Source organism: Alishewanella jeotgali KCTC 22429, assembly GCF_000245735.1.
Lineage (GTDB): Bacteria > Pseudomonadota > Gammaproteobacteria > Enterobacterales > Alteromonadaceae > Alishewanella > Alishewanella jeotgali.
In genome coordinates, this window is record NZ_AHTH01000065.1 from 1 (window position 1) to 17,090 (window position 17,090).

General features: G+C 52.7%; 16 protein-coding genes. 12 read left to right on the top strand and 4 right to left on the bottom strand.

Annotated elements, in window-relative coordinates; genetic code table 11:
• Positions 1-112: 112 nt before the first annotated feature.
• The gene (locus AJE_RS17675) at positions 113-1,183 is read left to right on the top strand and encodes an AI-2E family transporter (RefSeq protein WP_008951990.1); all 1,071 of its coding nucleotides are present in this window, start codon (positions 113-115) and stop codon (positions 1,181-1,183) included.
• Positions 1,184-1,311: 128 nt separating this feature from the next.
• On the opposite strand, the gene AJE_RS17680 is transcribed toward AJE_RS17675, so the two are convergent.
• The 4 genes from AJE_RS17680 to AJE_RS17695 form a co-directional block, all read right to left on the bottom strand.
• Positions 1,312-3,327, bottom strand: a complete 2,016-nt coding sequence (locus tag AJE_RS17680) for a TonB-dependent receptor family protein (RefSeq protein ID WP_008951991.1) — start codon at positions 3,325-3,327, stop codon at positions 1,312-1,314.
• On the bottom strand, positions 3,327-4,448 hold the full coding sequence (locus tag AJE_RS17685; protein ID WP_008610453.1) for a PQQ-dependent sugar dehydrogenase: 1,122 nt from the start codon (positions 4,446-4,448) through the stop codon (positions 3,327-3,329). The genes AJE_RS17680 and AJE_RS17685 overlap by 1 nt, the downstream gene beginning before the upstream one ends.
• A 115-nt stretch (positions 4,449-4,563) precedes the next feature.
• Positions 4,564-5,031, bottom strand: coding sequence for a thioredoxin-dependent thiol peroxidase (bcp, locus tag AJE_RS17690; protein ID WP_008610454.1), 468 nt, complete (start codon positions 5,029-5,031; stop codon positions 4,564-4,566).
• A 9-nt stretch (positions 5,032-5,040) separates the two neighbouring features.
• Complete coding sequence (locus AJE_RS17695) at positions 5,041-5,562, bottom strand: glycine cleavage system transcriptional repressor (protein WP_008610455.1); 522 nt, start codon at positions 5,560-5,562, stop codon at positions 5,041-5,043.
• 167 nt (positions 5,563-5,729) lie between these two features.
• Here AJE_RS17695 and dapA point away from each other — a divergent pair, with 167 nt between their 5' ends.
• From dapA to AJE_RS17750, 11 genes are all read left to right on the top strand, one after another.
• Positions 5,730-6,617: a 4-hydroxy-tetrahydrodipicolinate synthase gene (dapA, locus tag AJE_RS17700; RefSeq protein ID WP_039929005.1), complete on the top strand. Its 888-nt coding sequence runs from the start codon at positions 5,730-5,732 to the stop codon at positions 6,615-6,617.
• A gap of 5 nt (positions 6,618-6,622) precedes the next feature.
• Positions 6,623-7,681 (top strand): outer membrane protein assembly factor BamC, encoded by a 1,059-nt coding sequence (gene bamC, locus AJE_RS17705; protein ID WP_008951993.1) that lies wholly within the window; start codon positions 6,623-6,625, stop codon positions 7,679-7,681.
• A gap of 86 nt (positions 7,682-7,767) precedes the next feature.
• On the top strand, positions 7,768-8,484 hold the full coding sequence (purC, locus tag AJE_RS17710; RefSeq protein WP_008951994.1) for a phosphoribosylaminoimidazolesuccinocarboxamide synthase: 717 nt from the start codon (positions 7,768-7,770) through the stop codon (positions 8,482-8,484).
• A gap of 95 nt (positions 8,485-8,579) precedes the next feature.
• Entirely contained in the window at positions 8,580-9,644 is a 1,065-nt protein-coding gene (locus AJE_RS17715; RefSeq protein ID WP_008951995.1) for a DUF2066 domain-containing protein, read from the top strand.
• Complete coding sequence (hda, locus tag AJE_RS17720; RefSeq protein ID WP_008951996.1) at positions 9,645-10,346, top strand: DnaA regulatory inactivator Hda; 702 nt, start codon at positions 9,645-9,647, stop codon at positions 10,344-10,346.
• Between the two features lie 118 nt (positions 10,347-10,464).
• The gene (gene pheS, locus AJE_RS17725) at positions 10,465-11,445 is read left to right on the top strand and encodes a phenylalanine--tRNA ligase subunit alpha (protein WP_008951997.1); all 981 of its coding nucleotides are present in this window, start codon (positions 10,465-10,467) and stop codon (positions 11,443-11,445) included.
• Between the two features lie 15 nt (positions 11,446-11,460).
• Positions 11,461-13,848, top strand: a complete 2,388-nt coding sequence (pheT, locus tag AJE_RS17730) for a phenylalanine--tRNA ligase subunit beta (protein ID WP_008951998.1) — start codon at positions 11,461-11,463, stop codon at positions 13,846-13,848.
• A gap of 2 nt (positions 13,849-13,850) precedes the next feature.
• Positions 13,851-14,147 carry an integration host factor subunit alpha gene (gene ihfA / locus AJE_RS17735; RefSeq protein WP_008610466.1) on the top strand — a complete coding sequence of 99 codons (297 nt, stop codon included), beginning with the start codon at positions 13,851-13,853 and terminating at the stop codon, positions 14,145-14,147.
• Between the two features lie 128 nt (positions 14,148-14,275).
• Positions 14,276-15,217, top strand: a complete 942-nt coding sequence (locus AJE_RS17740; protein ID WP_008951999.1) for a YbgA family protein — start codon at positions 14,276-14,278, stop codon at positions 15,215-15,217.
• Positions 15,217-16,659 (top strand): deoxyribodipyrimidine photo-lyase, encoded by a 1,443-nt coding sequence (gene phrB / locus AJE_RS17745; RefSeq protein WP_008952000.1) that lies wholly within the window; start codon positions 15,217-15,219, stop codon positions 16,657-16,659. The genes AJE_RS17740 and phrB overlap by 1 nt, the downstream gene beginning before the upstream one ends.
• Complete coding sequence (locus AJE_RS17750; protein WP_008952001.1) at positions 16,652-17,083, top strand: nuclear transport factor 2 family protein; 432 nt, start codon at positions 16,652-16,654, stop codon at positions 17,081-17,083. Before phrB ends, AJE_RS17750 begins: the two co-directional genes overlap by 8 nt.
• The last annotated feature ends 7 nt before the right edge of the window (positions 17,084-17,090 follow it).

The window sequence follows — 17,090 nt, forward strand, 5'->3', positions numbered from 1 at the left end:
GTGCTGGTGGTTGGAACGCAAAATGGCTGCGTTGAATTGTTAATACTGAGCGATGTATTCTTAGCGGAACTTGTTATACTGGCAGGCACTTAACTTACAGGTTTTGGCGATTATGCTCGACTGGCTAAAAAAGTGGTACACCAATAAGTTTTCTGATCCGCAGGTTGTGACCTTATTTCTGATCCTGGTTTTGGGTTTTCTTGGCATCTACTGGTTAAGCGGGATGCTGGCGCCAGTGCTGGTATCGATTGCTGTTGCTTATCTGCTGGAGTGGCCGGTTTCAAAATTATGCCGCATGGGACTCAGCCGTACTCTGAGTACATCCGTTGTGGTGCTGGGGTTTATGGGGGTACTGACATTAGTATTAATGTGGATAGTGCCGCTGGCCTGGTATCAGGGCCGGAACCTACTAAAAGACTTGCCGCAGATGATTGAGCTGGGCCGGACCTATTTGCTCGAGCTGCCAGAGTTACTGCCTGGCATGGTCAGTGACGAGCAGATCCTGTTACTGATGCACTCGGTTGAAGAGCGGGTGATGGCCTTTGGCCGTCAGATGCTGTCGATGTCACTGGCGTCACTGGTGAATCTGGTAGCGTTGCTGATTTATCTGGTGCTGGTGCCGGTAATGGTGTTTTTTATGTTAAAAGATAAAGCACAGCTGATCAGTGGCTTTGTGCAGTTCCTGCCGAACGAGCGTAAGCTGATTGGCCAGGTCTGGCATGAAATGAACGTGCAGATCATGAACTATATCCGCGGCAAGATGCTTGAGATCCTGATTGTCGGCGCCGTCAGTTATCTGGTGTTTTACTTGTTTGGGCTGAACTACGCACTGTTACTGGGGATCCTGGTTGGTTTATCCGTCCTTATTCCTTATATCGGTGCTGCCGTCGTCACCTTACCGGTGGCAGTGGTGGCGCTGTTCCAGTGGGGCTTTACCGCGGAATTTGGCTATCTGATGCTGGCCTATGCCATTATTCAGGCGCTGGATGGTAATGTACTGGTACCGTTGCTATTTTCCGAAGTGGTCGATCTTAATCCGGTTTATATTATCGTGGCGGTGCTGTTTTTTGGCGGCTTGTTCGGCTTCTGGGGGGTATTCTTCGCTATCCCGTTGGCGTCTTTGGTCAAAGCCACGGCCAAAGCCTGGTCTGAGCGGCTGCATCCGACCGAATCTGCCGCCTGACCGGCTCCTGTCGCAGCATAAGCAGTGCGTTGGCACTGCTTATGCTCATGATGCGTTGCTAAGCCTTATCATACCTGAGGTGTTATCAGGCGACTTAGCAAAAAGTACTTACCATGGCTTGCCACAATTTACCACAAGTAATCCAGATTGATACCGGCACTGAGCTGCCGGCCAGGCGCGCTTTCAAAGGCCCGGCCATTGCTTTGATTCACCACCACAGCGCCGACATTATTGCGGTCGGTCAGATTCTGCAGTTGCAGCCAGCTGCGTACTTGCCATTGCCCCAGTTGCTGCGTGCTGTGCAGTGACAGATCGAAGCTAAGGCTTGCCGGGGCGAAGTCGCTGTTTTGATCATTAATCGCGATCTGATCGCGGTAACGGCTGGTCCACTCCAGAAACAGCGGCCTGGTTAACCAGGGTTGCCAGCTTAATTGCCAGTGGCTATCCAGCCTGGCGACACCGGGAATACGCTTGCCGGCAAGTTCGGCACTATCGAATTGTGCATCCAGATAGGTTAGTGCGACTTGCTGTGATAAGGCCGGTGTAAGTTGTTGCTGCCAGTAAAACTCCAGTCCCTGGCGGGCGGTCGCACCGGCGTTACGAAAGCTGGTACGGCCGTTGTCTGAGCTGGCAACCAGTAACTCATCGCTGCTGCGGATGCTAAAGGCACTGACACTAAAACGCGCTCGGCTGGCAGCATATTTGACACCGCTCTCCCACTGGCGGTTTTCGCTGGCCAGCAGTGCCAGATTCAGGCCACTTCCCTCAGGTTTATATGCCAGCTCTGCCAGGGTCGGGGCTTCAAACCCCAGTCCTGTGCTGATAAACCAGGACAACGAGTCATTGAGCCGGTAATTCAAGCCCATAGCGGCCGCCTGTTGATAGTAATTTTTACGGCCACTATCATCCGGGTTAGCACCCTGAATAAAACGGTCCCGGATCTGATAACTCAGCTCGGTATAACGCAAACCAGCATCAACACTTAGCTTTGCTGTTGCTTGCCAGTGCAAACGCCAGAACAGATCGCGATTCTCCGCCAGATTGGTTTCATCGCGGCGCAAATCACCACGTTGCCCAAAATTGTTGACGAAACCCTGGCGCTCATCATCACTACTTACCCAGGCACCACCTACGGTACTTTGCAGGACGTCTGTAAGGCGCCAGCTATATTGACCATTCACGCCCTGATATTGCCTATCCAGTGCTATATCACCGCCAGCTGAGGTAATGGCTGCCCCGGTAAAGGCGAGGCGTTGCGTGACTTCACGCTCACCGCGCCATAGCGCCAGTTGCCAGGGGCTGTGACCGCTTTGTTGCAGAGCCAGGCTAAGTTGGCGTTGCCGGGTGCTTTTCGTGGTATCGAATTGTTGTGCCTGGCTCACAGTTTGTTTCGGATCGGCGCGCCACTGTGTCGGCGTGAGGCTGAGCGGATCCTGTAATAAGGGGTCATAGGCGAAGTCCAGTCGCAGACTGGCGCTTAGCGAGTCTGCAAGCTGTGTTTGCCAGAGTCCCTGCAGTTGCTGCTTGCGGGCGGCAGAATGCGGGCGAAAGCCATCGCTTTCAAAGTGCTTTGCCGCCAGGCTAAACTGATGCTGGCCGAGCTGTTGTCGGCCCGCTAACTGGTATTGCTGATGCTGCTGACTGACTGCCAGCGCTGTCCCGGCGCGTGCCGTGGCCTCAGTTGCGGTGCGCAAGGCAATGACCCCGCCAGCGCCATTACCATAAAGTACTGCCAGTGGCCCGCGTAACACCTCGATTTCGGCAATATTATCCAGTAACACACTGGATAATTGCCCCTGACCATCGGGCGCGGAAATTGGAATACCATCCTGTGACAAATAGATCCCGCGCACGCCAAAGGCGCTGCGACTGCCAAAACCGCGAATACTCAGCCGGGTGTCCTGCGCGAAGTTCGCGCGGCTGTCGACCTGTAAGCCCGGAATACCCTGCAGTAACTGGCCACTATCAATTAACAGGCCACTGCGGGGCAGAGCGCGGACTTCGATACTTGCTGCGGCATCCAGCCAGCGTTGCTGCTGGGCATTGGCGGTAATAACAATGACTTCAGGCGTCTGAGCCAGAGCGCCAGACGATACCGCCAGCATAATGCTGGCGGTAACAGGTTTTAGACTAGGCCTGAGCATCAGTTAGCGGCTGCCCGTAACCGTAACAGTTGACCATTGGCCTGATCGGTTAACAGATAAACAGCGCCATCGGGACCCTGACGGACATCGCGGATCCGCTGCCCGATCATAATACGTTCCTCATGACTGACTTTGTCGCCATCCAGCTCTAAGCGCACCAGTTGCCCGAAACGCAGCGAGCCGACCAGCAGGTTGTTTTGCCAGCCCGGAATGGCGTCGCTTAAGTAGAACGCCATACCACTTGGTGCAATCGAGGGTGTCCATTTATGCAGTGGTTGTTCCATACCGTCTTTCTCGGTTTGGCCGATTTTGCCGCCACCGTATTCTTCACCATAGGTGATCACCGGCCAGCCATAGTTTAGTGTTGCCCGGGCGATATTAATTTCATCGCCACCCTGAGGACCATGCTCATGGGTCCAAAGCTCGGCGGTCGTCGGATGCAGCGCTGCGCCCTGAATATTGCGATGACCATAAGACCAGATGTCATCCAACACCGCGCTGTCCTTTACATAAGGGTTATCCGCCGGGATCTGGCCATCCAGTTCCAGGCGTACTACCTTGCCGTGATGGGTATCAAAGGTCTGGGCATCATGGCGCCGGGCACCGCGATCACCTAAGGTCACGAACAGCTTACGATCCGGTGTTACCACCAGACGGCTGCCAAAATGATGCCGGCTGGCGAATTTTGGCTGGGCACTAAAGACGACTTTAACATCACTCAGGCCCGTCTCACCGAGGGTAGCAAGCGCTACGGCTGTGCTACTGGTATTTTCGGCGCCTGGCTCGGTATAGCTAAGATAAATTTGCCGGGTGGTCGCAAAGTCCGGATGTAAAATCACATCCAGTAAACCACCCTGACCAGCGGCCAGTACGGTAGGAACACCCGTTAACGGCTTGCTCAGCTCGCCATTGGCGCTGACATAACGAAGATTGCCGTTACGTTCGGTGACCAGCATGCGACCGTCTGGTAAAAAGGCTAATCCCCACGGATGTTCCAGACCCGTTGCTACGGTATCCATTTGCAGTGTGGCCTTTTCGGTGTTCAGCTGTTGCGCCACTGCGCTTAGTGAGGTGACGAGTAAACCTAAAGAGAGTAGTGAGAGACGTAGCGTCTTGTTCATATTCAGCTCCTGTTGCGAGCAGCCAGGCTGCCATTTGATATCGTTTCAGATACTAGCAGCAGGGTGAACTGCTGCCCAAGCAAGATCCGGTAACTTGACCCGGTTTAGCGGCGAATTAAGACTTCAGGTAGTCCAGCACCACCTGGTGATGGTTACTGGTTTTGAAATTATCAAATACCTTAGCGATGCTGCCGTCCTGATTGATCAGGAAACTGACACGATGCAGGCCATCATACTCTTTGCCCATAAACTTCTTGGGTCCCCAAACACCAAAGGCTGCTGCAACCTGATGCGTTTCATCGCCGAGCAGCAGAAAATTCAGCTGGTCGCGCTGGGCAAACTTGGCAAGTTTGGCGGGGGCATCGGTGCTGATACCCACCACAGTGACACCGAGCGCCTGTAGTTCGGCGTTGCTATCGCGCAGCGCACAGGCTTGTACTGTGCAACCCGGGGTCATCGCTTTCGGGTAAAAATACAGTAACACTCTGCTTTGTTGCAGTAAGGCTGACAGCTTGGTTGGTTGTTGCTGTTGATCGGGCAGGGTAAAGTCGGGCGCCTGCTGGCCGGCAGTCAGTGTTTGCATAATGTATCCTTATTGTTGGGCCTGAAAGTGTCCGCTCAGGCCAAGTTGCTGCATTAAACCGGTTAATTCTGTTGCAATAATGCTGGCGTTTACGCCTTCGGGTAGCTCCAGTGTCATCTGGGTGTGCATCATTATTTTATCTTGCTCGGTAAAGGTTTCAGATTGCAGTGAGCCGATATAAATATTGTGGCTGGCTAGCAAACCGGTAATAGCGCCGAGCGTACCAACCCGATCTGGACCGCTATAGTCCAACACATAATGTGCAACCACCTGGGTGCGCGGACGGCCTGTTGTACGTTTTGTCATGGTAGTCAGATCAAGCTCTAAGCCCAGAGCGGGTAATAAATGCTCAATGCGACTGATGGCGGCCAGATCGCCGGCCAGTAACATAATAAAGGTAAACTCACTACCAAAGATTGCCATCCGGCTATCGATTATATTGCAGTTACATTCGGTAACCAGTCGCGCCAGTTTACTGACAATGCCGGTGCGGTCTGGGCCAATGGCGGTCACAACCAGTTGTTGGGGCATAGTTTTCCTATGGTGTCGCTGGAAATAAAGGAGTCGCAGTTTAGCATAGTGCCATCTAAAGTCACTGCTCGAAGCGGCAATGCTAGCCGGTAAACAGTCTCCTTGTGTTTCCGGGGTTCTGTCTTTAACATAGGCGGCCGTAAATTTATTCGTGGAGCCAACTTAAGATGTTCAGAGGTAGTTTCGTTGCACTGATCACCCCCATGACCGCACAGGGGCAGGTAGATTATGACAGTTTACATACACTGGTCGATTTTCACCTGAAGCAGGGTAGCGATGGTCTGGTCATTATGGGAACCACAGGTGAAGCCGCGACGCTGAGTCTGACAGAGCAACATGCAGCATTAAAGCAGGTGTGTCAGCAGGTTGCCGGACGGATCCCGGTGTTGGTCGGAAACGGCGCTATGTCGACTGCTGAGGCGGTTGAGAAAACCCGGTTTTTTGCTGATCTTCCGATAGACGGTTATCTTACTGTTACGCCTTTTTACAACAAGCCAACCCAAAAAGGCATGCTGGCGCATTTTCAGGCGGTAGCTGCGGCTACTGATAAAGCGATTTTCTTATATAACGTGCCAGGGCGGACCGGTGTCGACTTGAAAGCCGAAACGGTTGCCGAGCTGGCGAAGGTACCCAATATCGTCGGCATTAAAGAAGCAACTGGCTCGTTGGCCCGTTTGGCTGAGTTACAGGCCTTGTGTCCGGCTGACTTTTTATTGTTCAGCGGTGATGATGCCAGTTTCGCCGAATTTATGTTACAAGGTGGTCATGGCGTGATTTCGGTGACTGCCAACGTCGCGCCGGCTGCTATGGCAGCAATTTGCCGCGCTGCGGCGCAGGGTGATGCCGCCACGGCTAAAGTACTGGATAGCCGGCTGCAGGCGTTACATCGCGATCTTTTTATCGAATCCAACCCGATCCCAACCAAGTGGGCTTTGCTGCAGATGGGGCTGATCCAGTCAGATTTTCTGCGCTTGCCGTTGACGCAGTTGGAACCAATTTATCAAAGTACAATCGAACAGGCATTACAACAAGCCGGTATTGAGAAGCAGGAGTAGTATAGGTGCAAAAGTGGGCTAAAGGATGTGTAGCGGTCAGCGTGCTGTTAAGCGGCTGTGCCTTTTTTGACAAAGAAACAACAGAAACCCCAAGTACCTCGCAGGTTAATTTGCGTATTCCTGAAGGTTTAGCCAAACCGAATCAACCTGCTGCTTTTGATATCCCTGCGGTGGCACCGGTATCGGGTCAGATCGCTAACAAGAAACCACCCACCTTGATCCTGGCCACCGCCAGCAGCAGCCGGTTGGAAGAGGAAGAAAAACTGTCGCGGGTGTGGTTCGAACGTAACGATCTTACCGGCGATTTATTGCCCTTTATTCAGCAACAGTTACGGGATTTTTTCGCGGCACAACAGGTTGAGTTGACCCAACTTGACGATGCCGGCTTACGTTATGAAACCGGCTGGATCCAACGTTCACGTAGCTCAGGTTTCTGGCTATGGAAGAGCGAGAATCCGGTTGATCAGGTTCGCTACCAAATTGAACTGGCACCGCGACCACATGGCCGCTCATTGAGCATGACCTCAACCTTGCTTGAGCACCAATATTTTGTCGCCGGTGAACAGCTCAGCGTTCAGGACGCCAAGGCTAACGAAGTGAATGTGTTAAACCGCATTATTAACCAGGTTGCGATTGCGGAAATACAAGCTGCCCGTGAACAGCGGCTGGCTGTGGCTGAAGTATCGTTGGAACCGGGCTTGGATCAGGCTGGTAACCCGGCGCTGCTCACACGTCAGCCAACAGATGTGACCTGGTCACAGCTGGAATTGTTATTCCCGGAATTAAATTTGACGGTAACGGATTTTGACCGCTCGGTGCTGACTTATTATGTCAGCTATACCAAACCAACACGCGGCATCTGGCGCACTATTACCTTCCGGGATGCGCCGCTGAGCCTGCCGCTGGAGGATGGCGAATATCAGTTAGTGCTGAGTCGCCACAACGGCACAGGTACGGCGATTTCCTGGCAGGATAAGAGTGGCGAGCCACTGCCGCCGGCACTGGTTGCTGCGTTGTATGAACCTATGGTGGCGGCAATCCGCGCTGCCGGCTTAGAATTCTAAGCTGCGGTAAAAAAGTCATTTGCGAACAGGCCAAAGCCCATTATACTTTGCGCCTGATTTTCAGTGCCCGCCGTCCGGAGTAAAAAATGGTTCAAAAGACAACAGAGCTGTACCGTGGAAAAGCCAAGACTGTGTATCACACCACAGATGAGAATCTGCTGGTATTACACTTTCGCAACGATACCTCAGCCTTTGACGGTGAGCGTATTGAGCAGCTCGATCGCAAAGGCATGATCAACAATAAGTTTAACTTCTTTATCATGCAAAAGCTGGAGCAGGCCGGGATCCCGACGCAAGCCGAGCAGTTACTGAGTGACGATGAAGTACTGGTAAAAAAATTAACGATGATTCCGGTAGAGTGCGTGATCCGCAATTATGCTGCCGGTTCTTTAGTGCGCCGTCTGGGTGTCAGCGAAGGGCAGCAGTTGACGCCGCCGACTTTTGAGCTGTTTTTAAAGAACGACGCGCTGCACGACCCTATGGTCAATGAATCACTGGCGGTATCCTTTGGCTGGGCCACGGCGGAGCAACTGGCAGAAATGAAGCGTCTGACCTACAAAGCTAACGAAGTATTATCTGCGCTGTTTGATGCTGCCGGTATGCTGCTGGTTGACTTTAAACTGGAGTTCGGTTTGTTTAATGGCCAAATCGTGTTGGGTGATGAGTTCTCGCCAGACGGTTGCCGGCTGTGGGATAAAGCAACCCGCAAAAAACTGGATAAAGATCGCTTCCGCCAGGGCCTTGGCGGCGTAGTTGAAGCCTACGAGGAAGTGGCGCAACGCTTAGGCGTGAATCTCGGGTAATACCGTCAGAATAAAGCCACCGTCAGGTGGCTTTATTCTATCGTGCTTAGCTAGTCGGTAACACCGTTGCTGAAGTAAAGAAAACAGGAGTGTGCATGGTGCAGAAAATTTGGTGTGTGCTGTTAAGCAGTTGGTTGCTGTTCAGCAGCGCTGTAATGGCTAAGCCTGAGCTGTATCAGGCTGAAGTGAGTGCCGAGCAAACTCAGCAACAATGGCAACGGGAAGCACTGACGCAGATCCTGGCTCGGGTCACTGGTAACCCGGATATTATGCAGCGTAGCGAGCTACGTGCTGAGCTGAATAATGCCGCCAGCTATGTGAAGCAGTTCGAAGCCGTCAGAGGCGAAGCCGGCAACAGGGTGCGGGTACTGTTGGATGCCGAGCGGATCCGTACTTTACTGCAGCAACTTCAGATCCCGATCTGGGGCGGTCAGCGGCCGGAAATGTTGTTCTGGATTGTTGAGCAAGCCGGCAGCGAGCGCCGCTTTGTACGGCAGAGTGATGACCCCTGGTTGCAAGCCCTGACCCAGGTGATGGCTGAGCAGGCGCTACCTTTAACCTTGCCGCTTTATGATATCGATGACTTATTGAATCTAACCGAAAATGACGTCTGGGGCGGTTTCTGGGAGCCGATTTTATTGGCCAGCAGTCGTTATCGGGTCAATGAAGTGGTGCTGTTATTACTGGAGCAGAGCAGCGATACCGAATGGCGCCTGACAGCGATCCGCCAGCAGGCCGGGCAACAACAGCGTGATGAGCTAACCGGCACCGATCAACAGAGCTTACTGCGCGATTATGCCGCCTTGCTCAGTCAGCAGTTGGCGCGGCAATATGCCATTTTATTGGATCCGGCGGCCGAGCAGCAGGTGCGGATCCGGGTGCAGGGTACCAGCAGTTTGCGGGATGTAGTGCTGTTGGAGCGGACCTTGGCTGCAACCCTGGGCATTAAGCAGGTAAAGTTGCTCAGTCAGGGCCAGCAACAAACCGAGCTGCAGCTGACGATTCAGGTATCACCAGCGCAATTACTGCAACTGCTTAACTTTGAACCCAGCCTGCAGCTGTTAACCGACAATAGTGCACCGCCAGCTTTTGACTGGGCTAATCCGGCGCCGGTGGTTACAGATGCGCCCCTGGCCGTTTATCAGCTAACTCGTCCCTGAATGCAGCCATTGCAGTTTACGCTGGCGGTGACGCTGCCAGAGGATGAAACCCTGGATAGCTTTTATGCGGCGGCAGAGAGCCCGGCGGTCAATTTTTTAAAGCATTACCTGCGACAACCCGCTGGCCAGGCACCGGTTTATCTGTTCGGTGCCAGCGGCAGCGGCAAATCGCATTTATTGTATGCCGCTTGTGTGCAGGCGCAGGAGCAGGGCCTAACCAGTCAGCTACTGACATTAGAGAATATGGCAGAGCTCAGTCCCCGGCTGCTGGATAATCTGGAGCAGCTGGATTTGGTCTGTTTGGATAACATTCAGGCTATTGCCGGCGAGTTGCACTGGCAAGTGGCAATTTTTGATCTTTACAACCGTCTGGTTGAGCAAGGCAAAGCCCTGATCATTGTCGGTAATCAGGCGCCACAACAGCTGGGGATTACCCTGCCGGATCTGGTTTCGCGCTTACACGCCTGTACCAGCTTTCAACTGCGATTATTAAGTGATGACGACAAACAGAAGCTGTTGCAACAAAAGGCCCGCTTGCGCGGTATTGAGTTGCCGGATGAAGCGGCGCGTTATCTGCTGAATCATCATGATCGGGATATCCGCTCATTGGTCAGTATCCTGGATCGGCTGGATAAAGCTTCCATCGTGCATCAGCGTAAGCTGACCATCCCCTTTATCCGCGAAACCCTGCAAGCCGGTTAAAGGCCGTTTTACTGAAAAAGTCTAAAAAAATCCTTAACGTGCACTGCGTGGCGGCCGCATTTTATTGTATGATTAGCGGCTTTGATAATTATCAATCCTGGTGACACTGAGGATAACCATGAACCTGTCAGCGATATTACAAGAAGCGCTGGCCGCAGTAGCTGCGGCTAACGATATTCCGGCTCTGGAAGAGGTTCGCGTAACCTTTATGGGCAAAAAAGGCAGCATTACTGAGCTGCTGAAATCTTTAGGCGCGATGGATCCGGAAGCGCGTAAGCTGGCCGGCCAGCATATTAACGAGTTAAAGCAGCAGGTTCAGGACGCGCTGAATGAGAAGCGTGATGCGCTGCAGCAAGCCCAATTACTGGCCAAGCTGGCACAGGAAAAAATTGATGTTACCCTGCCAGGCCGTACTCTGGAGCAAGGTGGTCTGCATCCGGTCAGCCGCACTATCGCGCGGATCGAGAGCTTTTTCGCTGAGCTGGGTTTTGAAACCAAGCAGGGCCCGGAAATTGAAGACGATTTCCACAACTTTGATGCGCTGAATATTCCGGAGCATCACCCGGCTCGGGCCGATCACGATACCTTTTATTTTAATCCGAAACTGATGTTGCGCACCCAGACTTCGGGTGTGCAGATCCGTACTATGGAGCAGCAACAGCCACCACTGCGGATTATTTCACCCGGCCGCGTGTATCGTAACGATTACGACATGACTCACACCCCGATGTTCCACCAGGTGGAAGGTTTGATGGTGGATAAAAATGTCAGCTTTACCGAGCTCAAAGGTATCCTGCATGACTTTTTACATAACTTCTTCGAAGAAGACTTAAAAATCCGTTTCCGGCCGTCGTTCTTCCCCTTTACTGAGCCATCCGCCGAAGTGGATGTGATGGGTAAGAATGGTAAATGGCTGGAGGTATTGGGCTGCGGTATGGTGCACCCGAATGTGTTGCGTTCGGTTGGTATCGACCCTGAAGTGTATAGCGGTTTTGCCTTTGGTATGGGCGTAGAGCGGCTGACGATGTTGCGCTACGGTGTGACCGATCTGCGCGCCTTCTTCGAAAATGATGTTCGTTTCTTAAAGCAGTTCAGATAAGCGGAGTAGCAAGCAATGAAATTTAGTGAATCCTGGTTACGGGAATGGGTGAATCCGGCACTGGATAGCACAGCCTTATCTGAACAGTTGTCGATGGCCGGTCTGGAAGTGGACGGTATGGACAAGGTTGCTGGTGATTTCCACGGTGTGGTAGTGGGCGAAGTCGTCGAGTGTGGTAAGCATCCGGAAGCGGATAAACTGCAGGTAACTAAAGTAAATATCGGTGGCGCCGAGCTACTGGATATCGTCTGCGGTGCTAGAAACTGCCGTCTTGGTCTTAAAGTGGCTGTTGCTACCGTTGGTGCCGTGTTACCGGGTAACTTTGAAATTAAACAGGCTAAGTTACGCGGTCAGCCATCGCATGGCATGCTATGTTCGTTCTCTGAGCTTGGCATGGCGGATGATTCAGACGGCATTATTGAGTTACCGGCCGATGCGCCAATCGGTCAGGACCTGCGCCAGTATTTAGCGCTGGATGATTTGAGTATCGAAGTAGACCTAACGCCAAACCGTGCCGATTGTCTGGGCATTAAGGGGCTGGCGCGGGAAGTCGCAGTACTGAATAAACTGAGCGTCTGTGAGCCGGAAATTAGCGCGGTGCCAGCCACTATCAGTGACAGCAAAGCCATTCAGCTACTGGCACCGGCGGCCTGCCCACGTTATTTAGGCCGGGTGATCCGTAATGTTAATCTCAGTGCCGCAAGTCCACTGTGGTTAACCGAAAAACTGCGCCGCTGTGGTGTCCGCAGTATTGATCCGGTAGTGGATGTCACCAACTATGTGCTGCTGGAGCTCGGTCATCCGATGCATGCCTTTGATCTGGCGAAGCTGGACGGTGATATTCAGGTGCGCTTTGCTCACAGTGGTGAAAAACTGACGTTGCTCGATGGCAACGAGGTCACGCTGCAAGACAATACCTTACTGATTGCTGACCAGCAAAAAGCACTGGCGATGGCCGGTATTTTCGGCGGCCTGCACAGTGGTGTAACGGCGGAAACGACGGATATTTTCCTCGAAAGCGCCTTCTTTGCACCGCAGCTTATTGCTGGTAAAGCACGGCAATACGGTTTGCACACCGATGCGTCACATCGTTATGAGCGCGGTGTTGATCCTGAGCTGCAACGCACGGCGATGGAGCGGGCAACGGCGCTGTTACTGCAAATTGTCGGTGGGGAAGCCGGTCCGGTGGTCGAAGCGGTGGCGCCTGAGCATTTACCACAAAAAGCGCCGATCCTGTTAACGGAAGCTAAGCTTGACCGTATTCTGGGGCATCAGATCGCGAAAACAGAAGTCAGCGATATTCTAAGCCGGCTGGGTTTAAAGGTTACTGAAACAGCGGACGGCTGGCAGGTTGGGGTACCGGGCTATCGCTTTGATATCAGTATCGCCGAAGATCTGATTGAAGAAGTGGCGCGGGTGTATGGCTATAACAATATTCCGAATGTCGCGCCGGTAGCCGCCCTGAAAATGCGCAGCTTTAAAGAAGCCGCCTTAAGTGTTGACACCATGCGCCAGCTACTGGTTAACCGTGGTTATCAGGAAGCCATCACCTACAGCTTTGTCGATCCTAAGGTCCAGCAAAGCCTGTTCCCGGGCGTGGATGCGCTGGTATTGCCAAACCCGATTTCGGCCGATATGTCGGCGATGCGGCTTAACCTGTGGCCAGGTTTACTGCAGGCCGTGCAATATAACCAAAGCCGGCAGCAAAACCGTTTACGCTTATTTGAATATGGCCTGAAGTTTATTCCGGATGCGACAGCAGAAGGTGGCGTGCGTCAGGTACCGGTGATTGGCGGTGTGATTGTTGGTTCACTGGCCAATGAGCACTGGAGTATCGCTGAGCGGCCAGTAGACTTCTTTGATATCAAAGGCGATGTAGAAGCCTTATTGGGCTTGCTGTCAGCCAATGAGCAGGTACGCTTTAGCGCCGCTGAGCACAGTGCACTGCATCCGGGGCAAACCGCGCAAGTGTGGGTCAATGATCAGGCGGCAGGTTATCTGGGGGCCTTACATCCGGAAGCCGAGCGCAAGCTGGGCATTAAAGGCAAAGCCTATCTGTTTGAATTAGAACTGGCTGCACTTGGCGAGCGGCACATAGTACAGGCGCAGGAGCTGTCGAAGTATCCGGCGAACCGTCGCGATCTGGCGATTGTGGTGAAATCTGATGTGCATTTTGCCGATATTGTTGCTAGTATAAAAAAAGTTGGCGTAAATCAGTTAGTTGACCTAAAATTGTTTGACGTATACACCGGTCAGGGTGTCGCAGACGGCTTTAAGTCACTGGCGATCGCGCTGACCTTGCAGGATAAGGCGCGTACCCTTGAGGATAAAGATATCCAACAAGTGGTAAATCAAGTGGTTAGCGTGCTTAAAGATGATTTCGACGCAACGTTGAGGGATTAAAGATGGCGCTTACCAAAGCTGATTTAGCAGAACGTCTGTTTACCAAATTTGGCGTGAGCAAACGCGATGCCAAGCTGATAGTGGAAGCTTTTTTTGAAGAAATCCGGACGGCACTGGAGTCGGGCGAACAGGTTAAGCTTTCCGGCTTTGGTAATTTCGACCTGCGGGTGAAGAATGAACGACCGGGACGCAATCCGAAAACCGGTGAAGACATTCCGATCTCGGCCCGCTGCGTGGTGACTTTCCGCCCGGGACAGAAATTAAAGTCGCGGGTTGAGACAGGCACCAGTAAGAAGTAGGGCTGTATCTTCGACAGAGACGGTAGTTAGGTAACTAACTACCGTTTTTTTTTGCTTTTTTTCAAGATGATTGATCCGTTTGCACTACGGTGCTGTAAAGAAAACAAGTCAGTTATGGGTTAAAGAATATGGCAGTTAAAATTGGCATCAGTGCCTGTGTGCTGGGCGCGCAAGTGCGCTTTGACGGCGGGCATAAAGCTTCAACCTTTTGTACGCAGCAGTTAAAGCCCCTGGTGGAGTATGTGCCGGTGTGTCCGGAGCAAGCCATTGGCATGAGTGTGCCGCGACCACCAATTCGCCTGCAGTATAATGCTGAGCAGCAGATCCGTTTAGTACAAACCCGCGATAATAGTCTGGATTACACCGAGCAGATGCTGAGCTTCACCGCTAAGCTGCTGCCGCAGCTGGCAGATTTAAGTGGTTATGTTGTTTGCGCCAAGTCACCAAGCTGTGGCATGGAGCGGGTAAAACTTTATGATGCCGAAGGTAATAACCTGGGGAAACAAGCGGTCGGGCTTTATACCCGGCAGCTGATGCAGCATTATCCCTGGTTACCGGTGGAGGAAGATGGCCGCTTGCTGGATCCGGCCTTAAAGGAGAATTTTATCGCCCGGGTTTTTGCCTGTTATGACTACCAGCAAAGTATGCGCGATGGCTTTAGTATTGGTAAGTTGGTGGCGTTTCACAGCCGCTATAAATTCCAGCTGTTGGCGCATAGTCCGCAAGCATACCGGCAGCTGGGGCGTCTGGTCGCTGAAGCCAAGTTATTTCAGCCGCAAGAGTTGCAACTGCGCTATCTGACGGAGTTAATGCAGGCGATGCGGCAAATTGCCAGCCGTAAACAACATACCAATGTGCTGCAACATTTACAGGGCTTTTTTAAGAAAGTGCTGGAGCCAGCCAGCCGTGCTGAATTAAGCGAACTGATTGATCGCTACCGCCGCGGCTTCGTACCACTGTTAGCGCCGGTGACCTTATTACAGCATCATCTGCGGCGCTATCCAAACCAATACTTACAACAGCAAAGTTACTTTGCCCCTTATCCGGAACAATTAGGATTACGCGCCTGATGCAAACACCTGTACATCTGGTCTGGCTGAGACATGATTTGCGTGTCTATGATAATCAGGCACTCTATACCGCCTGCAGCGCTGCAGCGCATGACAAGGGCATTGTGCTGGCGCTGTTTATCGCCACACCACAAAGCTGGAACGCGCATCAGATGGCGCCGCTGCGTCAGGATCTGCTGCGCCGTCGCGTGCAGGCGATGCAAACAGAGCTGGCGACGTTGAATATTCCGCTGCTGGCGGTGGAAGGCAGTGACTATGCCAGCTGCGCGCCATTAATCGCAGCGCTATTGCCACTTGGTGTTAAGGCGCTGTATGCGCAGGTTGAATATGAACTGCGCGAGCAGCGCCGCGACCAGCAGGTTAGCGCCTTATTAGCACAGCAGGGTGTCGCCGCACATTGGTTTGACCGGCTTTGCGTTATGCCGCCTGGTAGTATCCGCACCCAGCAAGGCGAGATCTATAAGGTCTTTACCCCCTTTAAGCGCAACTGGTTACAGCGCCTGGCGTCCGACGGTATTCAGTGTTATCCGAAGCCTACGCTGCAAATGGAACACGTAATGTCGCTACCGGCATTAGCGCCGATGCAAGCGCCGGATCAGAGCTCAGGCGACTGGCCGGTTAGCGAAGCGGAGATCCTGACGCGGATGCGCAATTTTTGTCAGCAGCGGGTCAGCGCTTATCAGCAAGAGCGGGACTTTCCGGCTATTGCCGGTACCTCACAGTTATCGCCTTATTTAGCCATCGGCGTGATATCAGCACAGCAGTGTGTCGCCCGGTTGCAACTGGAGGCCAAAGAGGCGATGTGGCAGGAGAAAAGCGGCGCGGCGGTCTGGTTGTCTGAACTGATTTGGCGCGATTTTTATAAGCATATCCTGGTCGCCTTTCCTCACTTAATCAAACACCGCGCCTTTCAGGCGGAGACCGATCTGATCCAATGGCCAAACGAGCAGGCACGCTTTACTGCCTGGTGTCACGGTGAAACCGGTTATCCGATCGTGGATGCCGCCATGCGCCAGCTGAATCAAACCGGCTGGATGCATAACCGGCTGCGGATGATTACTGCCAGCTTTCTGGTTAAGGATTTACATATTGATTGGCGCTGGGGCGAGCAATATTTTATGTCAAAGCTGCTCGATGGTGACTTTGCTGCCAATAATGGTGGTTGGCAGTGGGCCGCGTCTACCGGCACGGATGCGGCACCTTATTTCCGGATCTTTAATCCGGTAACTCAAAGCGAGCGTTTTGACCCTAGCGGTGACTTTATCCGGCAATTTGTGCCAGAGCTCTCGGCGAAAACTGGCAAGGATTTACATTGGCCGCACCGGCTGGTCACCCCCAAAGGCTACGTAAAGCCAATAGTTGATCATAATGAGGCCCGTAAACAGACGCTGGCGCTGTTTGCAGCAGTAAAAGGTAAGGCGGCGGAGGCAGTCGATGCTTGACCCTAAACTACAAGCGTTTTTAGATTTTTATAACAGTCTGTCTGCGAATGGTCTGGATGCCATCGCTGACTATTATGCGGAACAGGTACAGTTTATTGATCCGGTGCATGAAATTAATAGCCGCTCTGCGTTACAACACTATCTGGCTCATGGTTATCAGCGCTTAAATTATGCCCGCTTTACGCCGGTAAGCGGCCTGTGTCAGGGCGAGCGGGGCTTTCTAAGCTGGCAGATGCGCTTTAGTCACCCGGCCTTTGCCAAGGGTGAGGAAATTCTGGTGCACGGTAGCACCGAGCTGGCCTGGCAGGATGGACGGATCTGTTATCACCGCGATTACTATGATCTGACCGAAATGGTCTATCAGCATATTCCGCTGTTGGGCTGGTTAACCCGGCAGGTTAAACAAAAAATCGCTGCGAACTAATAGTCGC

Bases quoted from the DNA above. Each gene is read 5' to 3' on its own strand.
- AJE_RS17675 (WP_008951990.1), top strand. From the start codon at position 113: ATGCTCGACTGGCTAAAAAAGTGGTACACCAATAAGTTTTCTGATCCG.
- AJE_RS17680 (WP_008951991.1), bottom strand. From the start codon at position 3,327: ATGCTCAGGCCTAGTCTAAAACCTGTTACCGCCAGCATTATGCTGGCG.
- AJE_RS17685 (WP_008610453.1), bottom strand. From the start codon at position 4,448: ATGAACAAGACGCTACGTCTCTCACTACTCTCTTTAGGTTTACTCGTC.
- bcp (WP_008610454.1), bottom strand. From the start codon at position 5,031: ATGCAAACACTGACTGCCGGCCAGCAGGCGCCCGACTTTACCCTGCCC.
- AJE_RS17695 (WP_008610455.1), bottom strand. From the start codon at position 5,562: ATGCCCCAACAACTGGTTGTGACCGCCATTGGCCCAGACCGCACCGGC.
- dapA (WP_039929005.1), top strand. From the start codon at position 5,730: ATGTTCAGAGGTAGTTTCGTTGCACTGATCACCCCCATGACCGCACAG.
- purC (WP_008951994.1), top strand. From the start codon at position 7,768: ATGGTTCAAAAGACAACAGAGCTGTACCGTGGAAAAGCCAAGACTGTG.
- AJE_RS17715 (WP_008951995.1), top strand. From the start codon at position 8,580: ATGGTGCAGAAAATTTGGTGTGTGCTGTTAAGCAGTTGGTTGCTGTTC.
- hda (WP_008951996.1), top strand. From the start codon at position 9,645: ATGCAGCCATTGCAGTTTACGCTGGCGGTGACGCTGCCAGAGGATGAA.
- pheS (WP_008951997.1), top strand. From the start codon at position 10,465: ATGAACCTGTCAGCGATATTACAAGAAGCGCTGGCCGCAGTAGCTGCG.
- pheT (WP_008951998.1), top strand. From the start codon at position 11,461: ATGAAATTTAGTGAATCCTGGTTACGGGAATGGGTGAATCCGGCACTG.
- ihfA (WP_008610466.1), top strand. From the start codon at position 13,851: ATGGCGCTTACCAAAGCTGATTTAGCAGAACGTCTGTTTACCAAATTT.
- AJE_RS17740 (WP_008951999.1), top strand. From the start codon at position 14,276: ATGGCAGTTAAAATTGGCATCAGTGCCTGTGTGCTGGGCGCGCAAGTG.
- phrB (WP_008952000.1), top strand. From the start codon at position 15,217: ATGCAAACACCTGTACATCTGGTCTGGCTGAGACATGATTTGCGTGTC.
- AJE_RS17750 (WP_008952001.1), top strand. From the start codon at position 16,652: ATGCTTGACCCTAAACTACAAGCGTTTTTAGATTTTTATAACAGTCTG.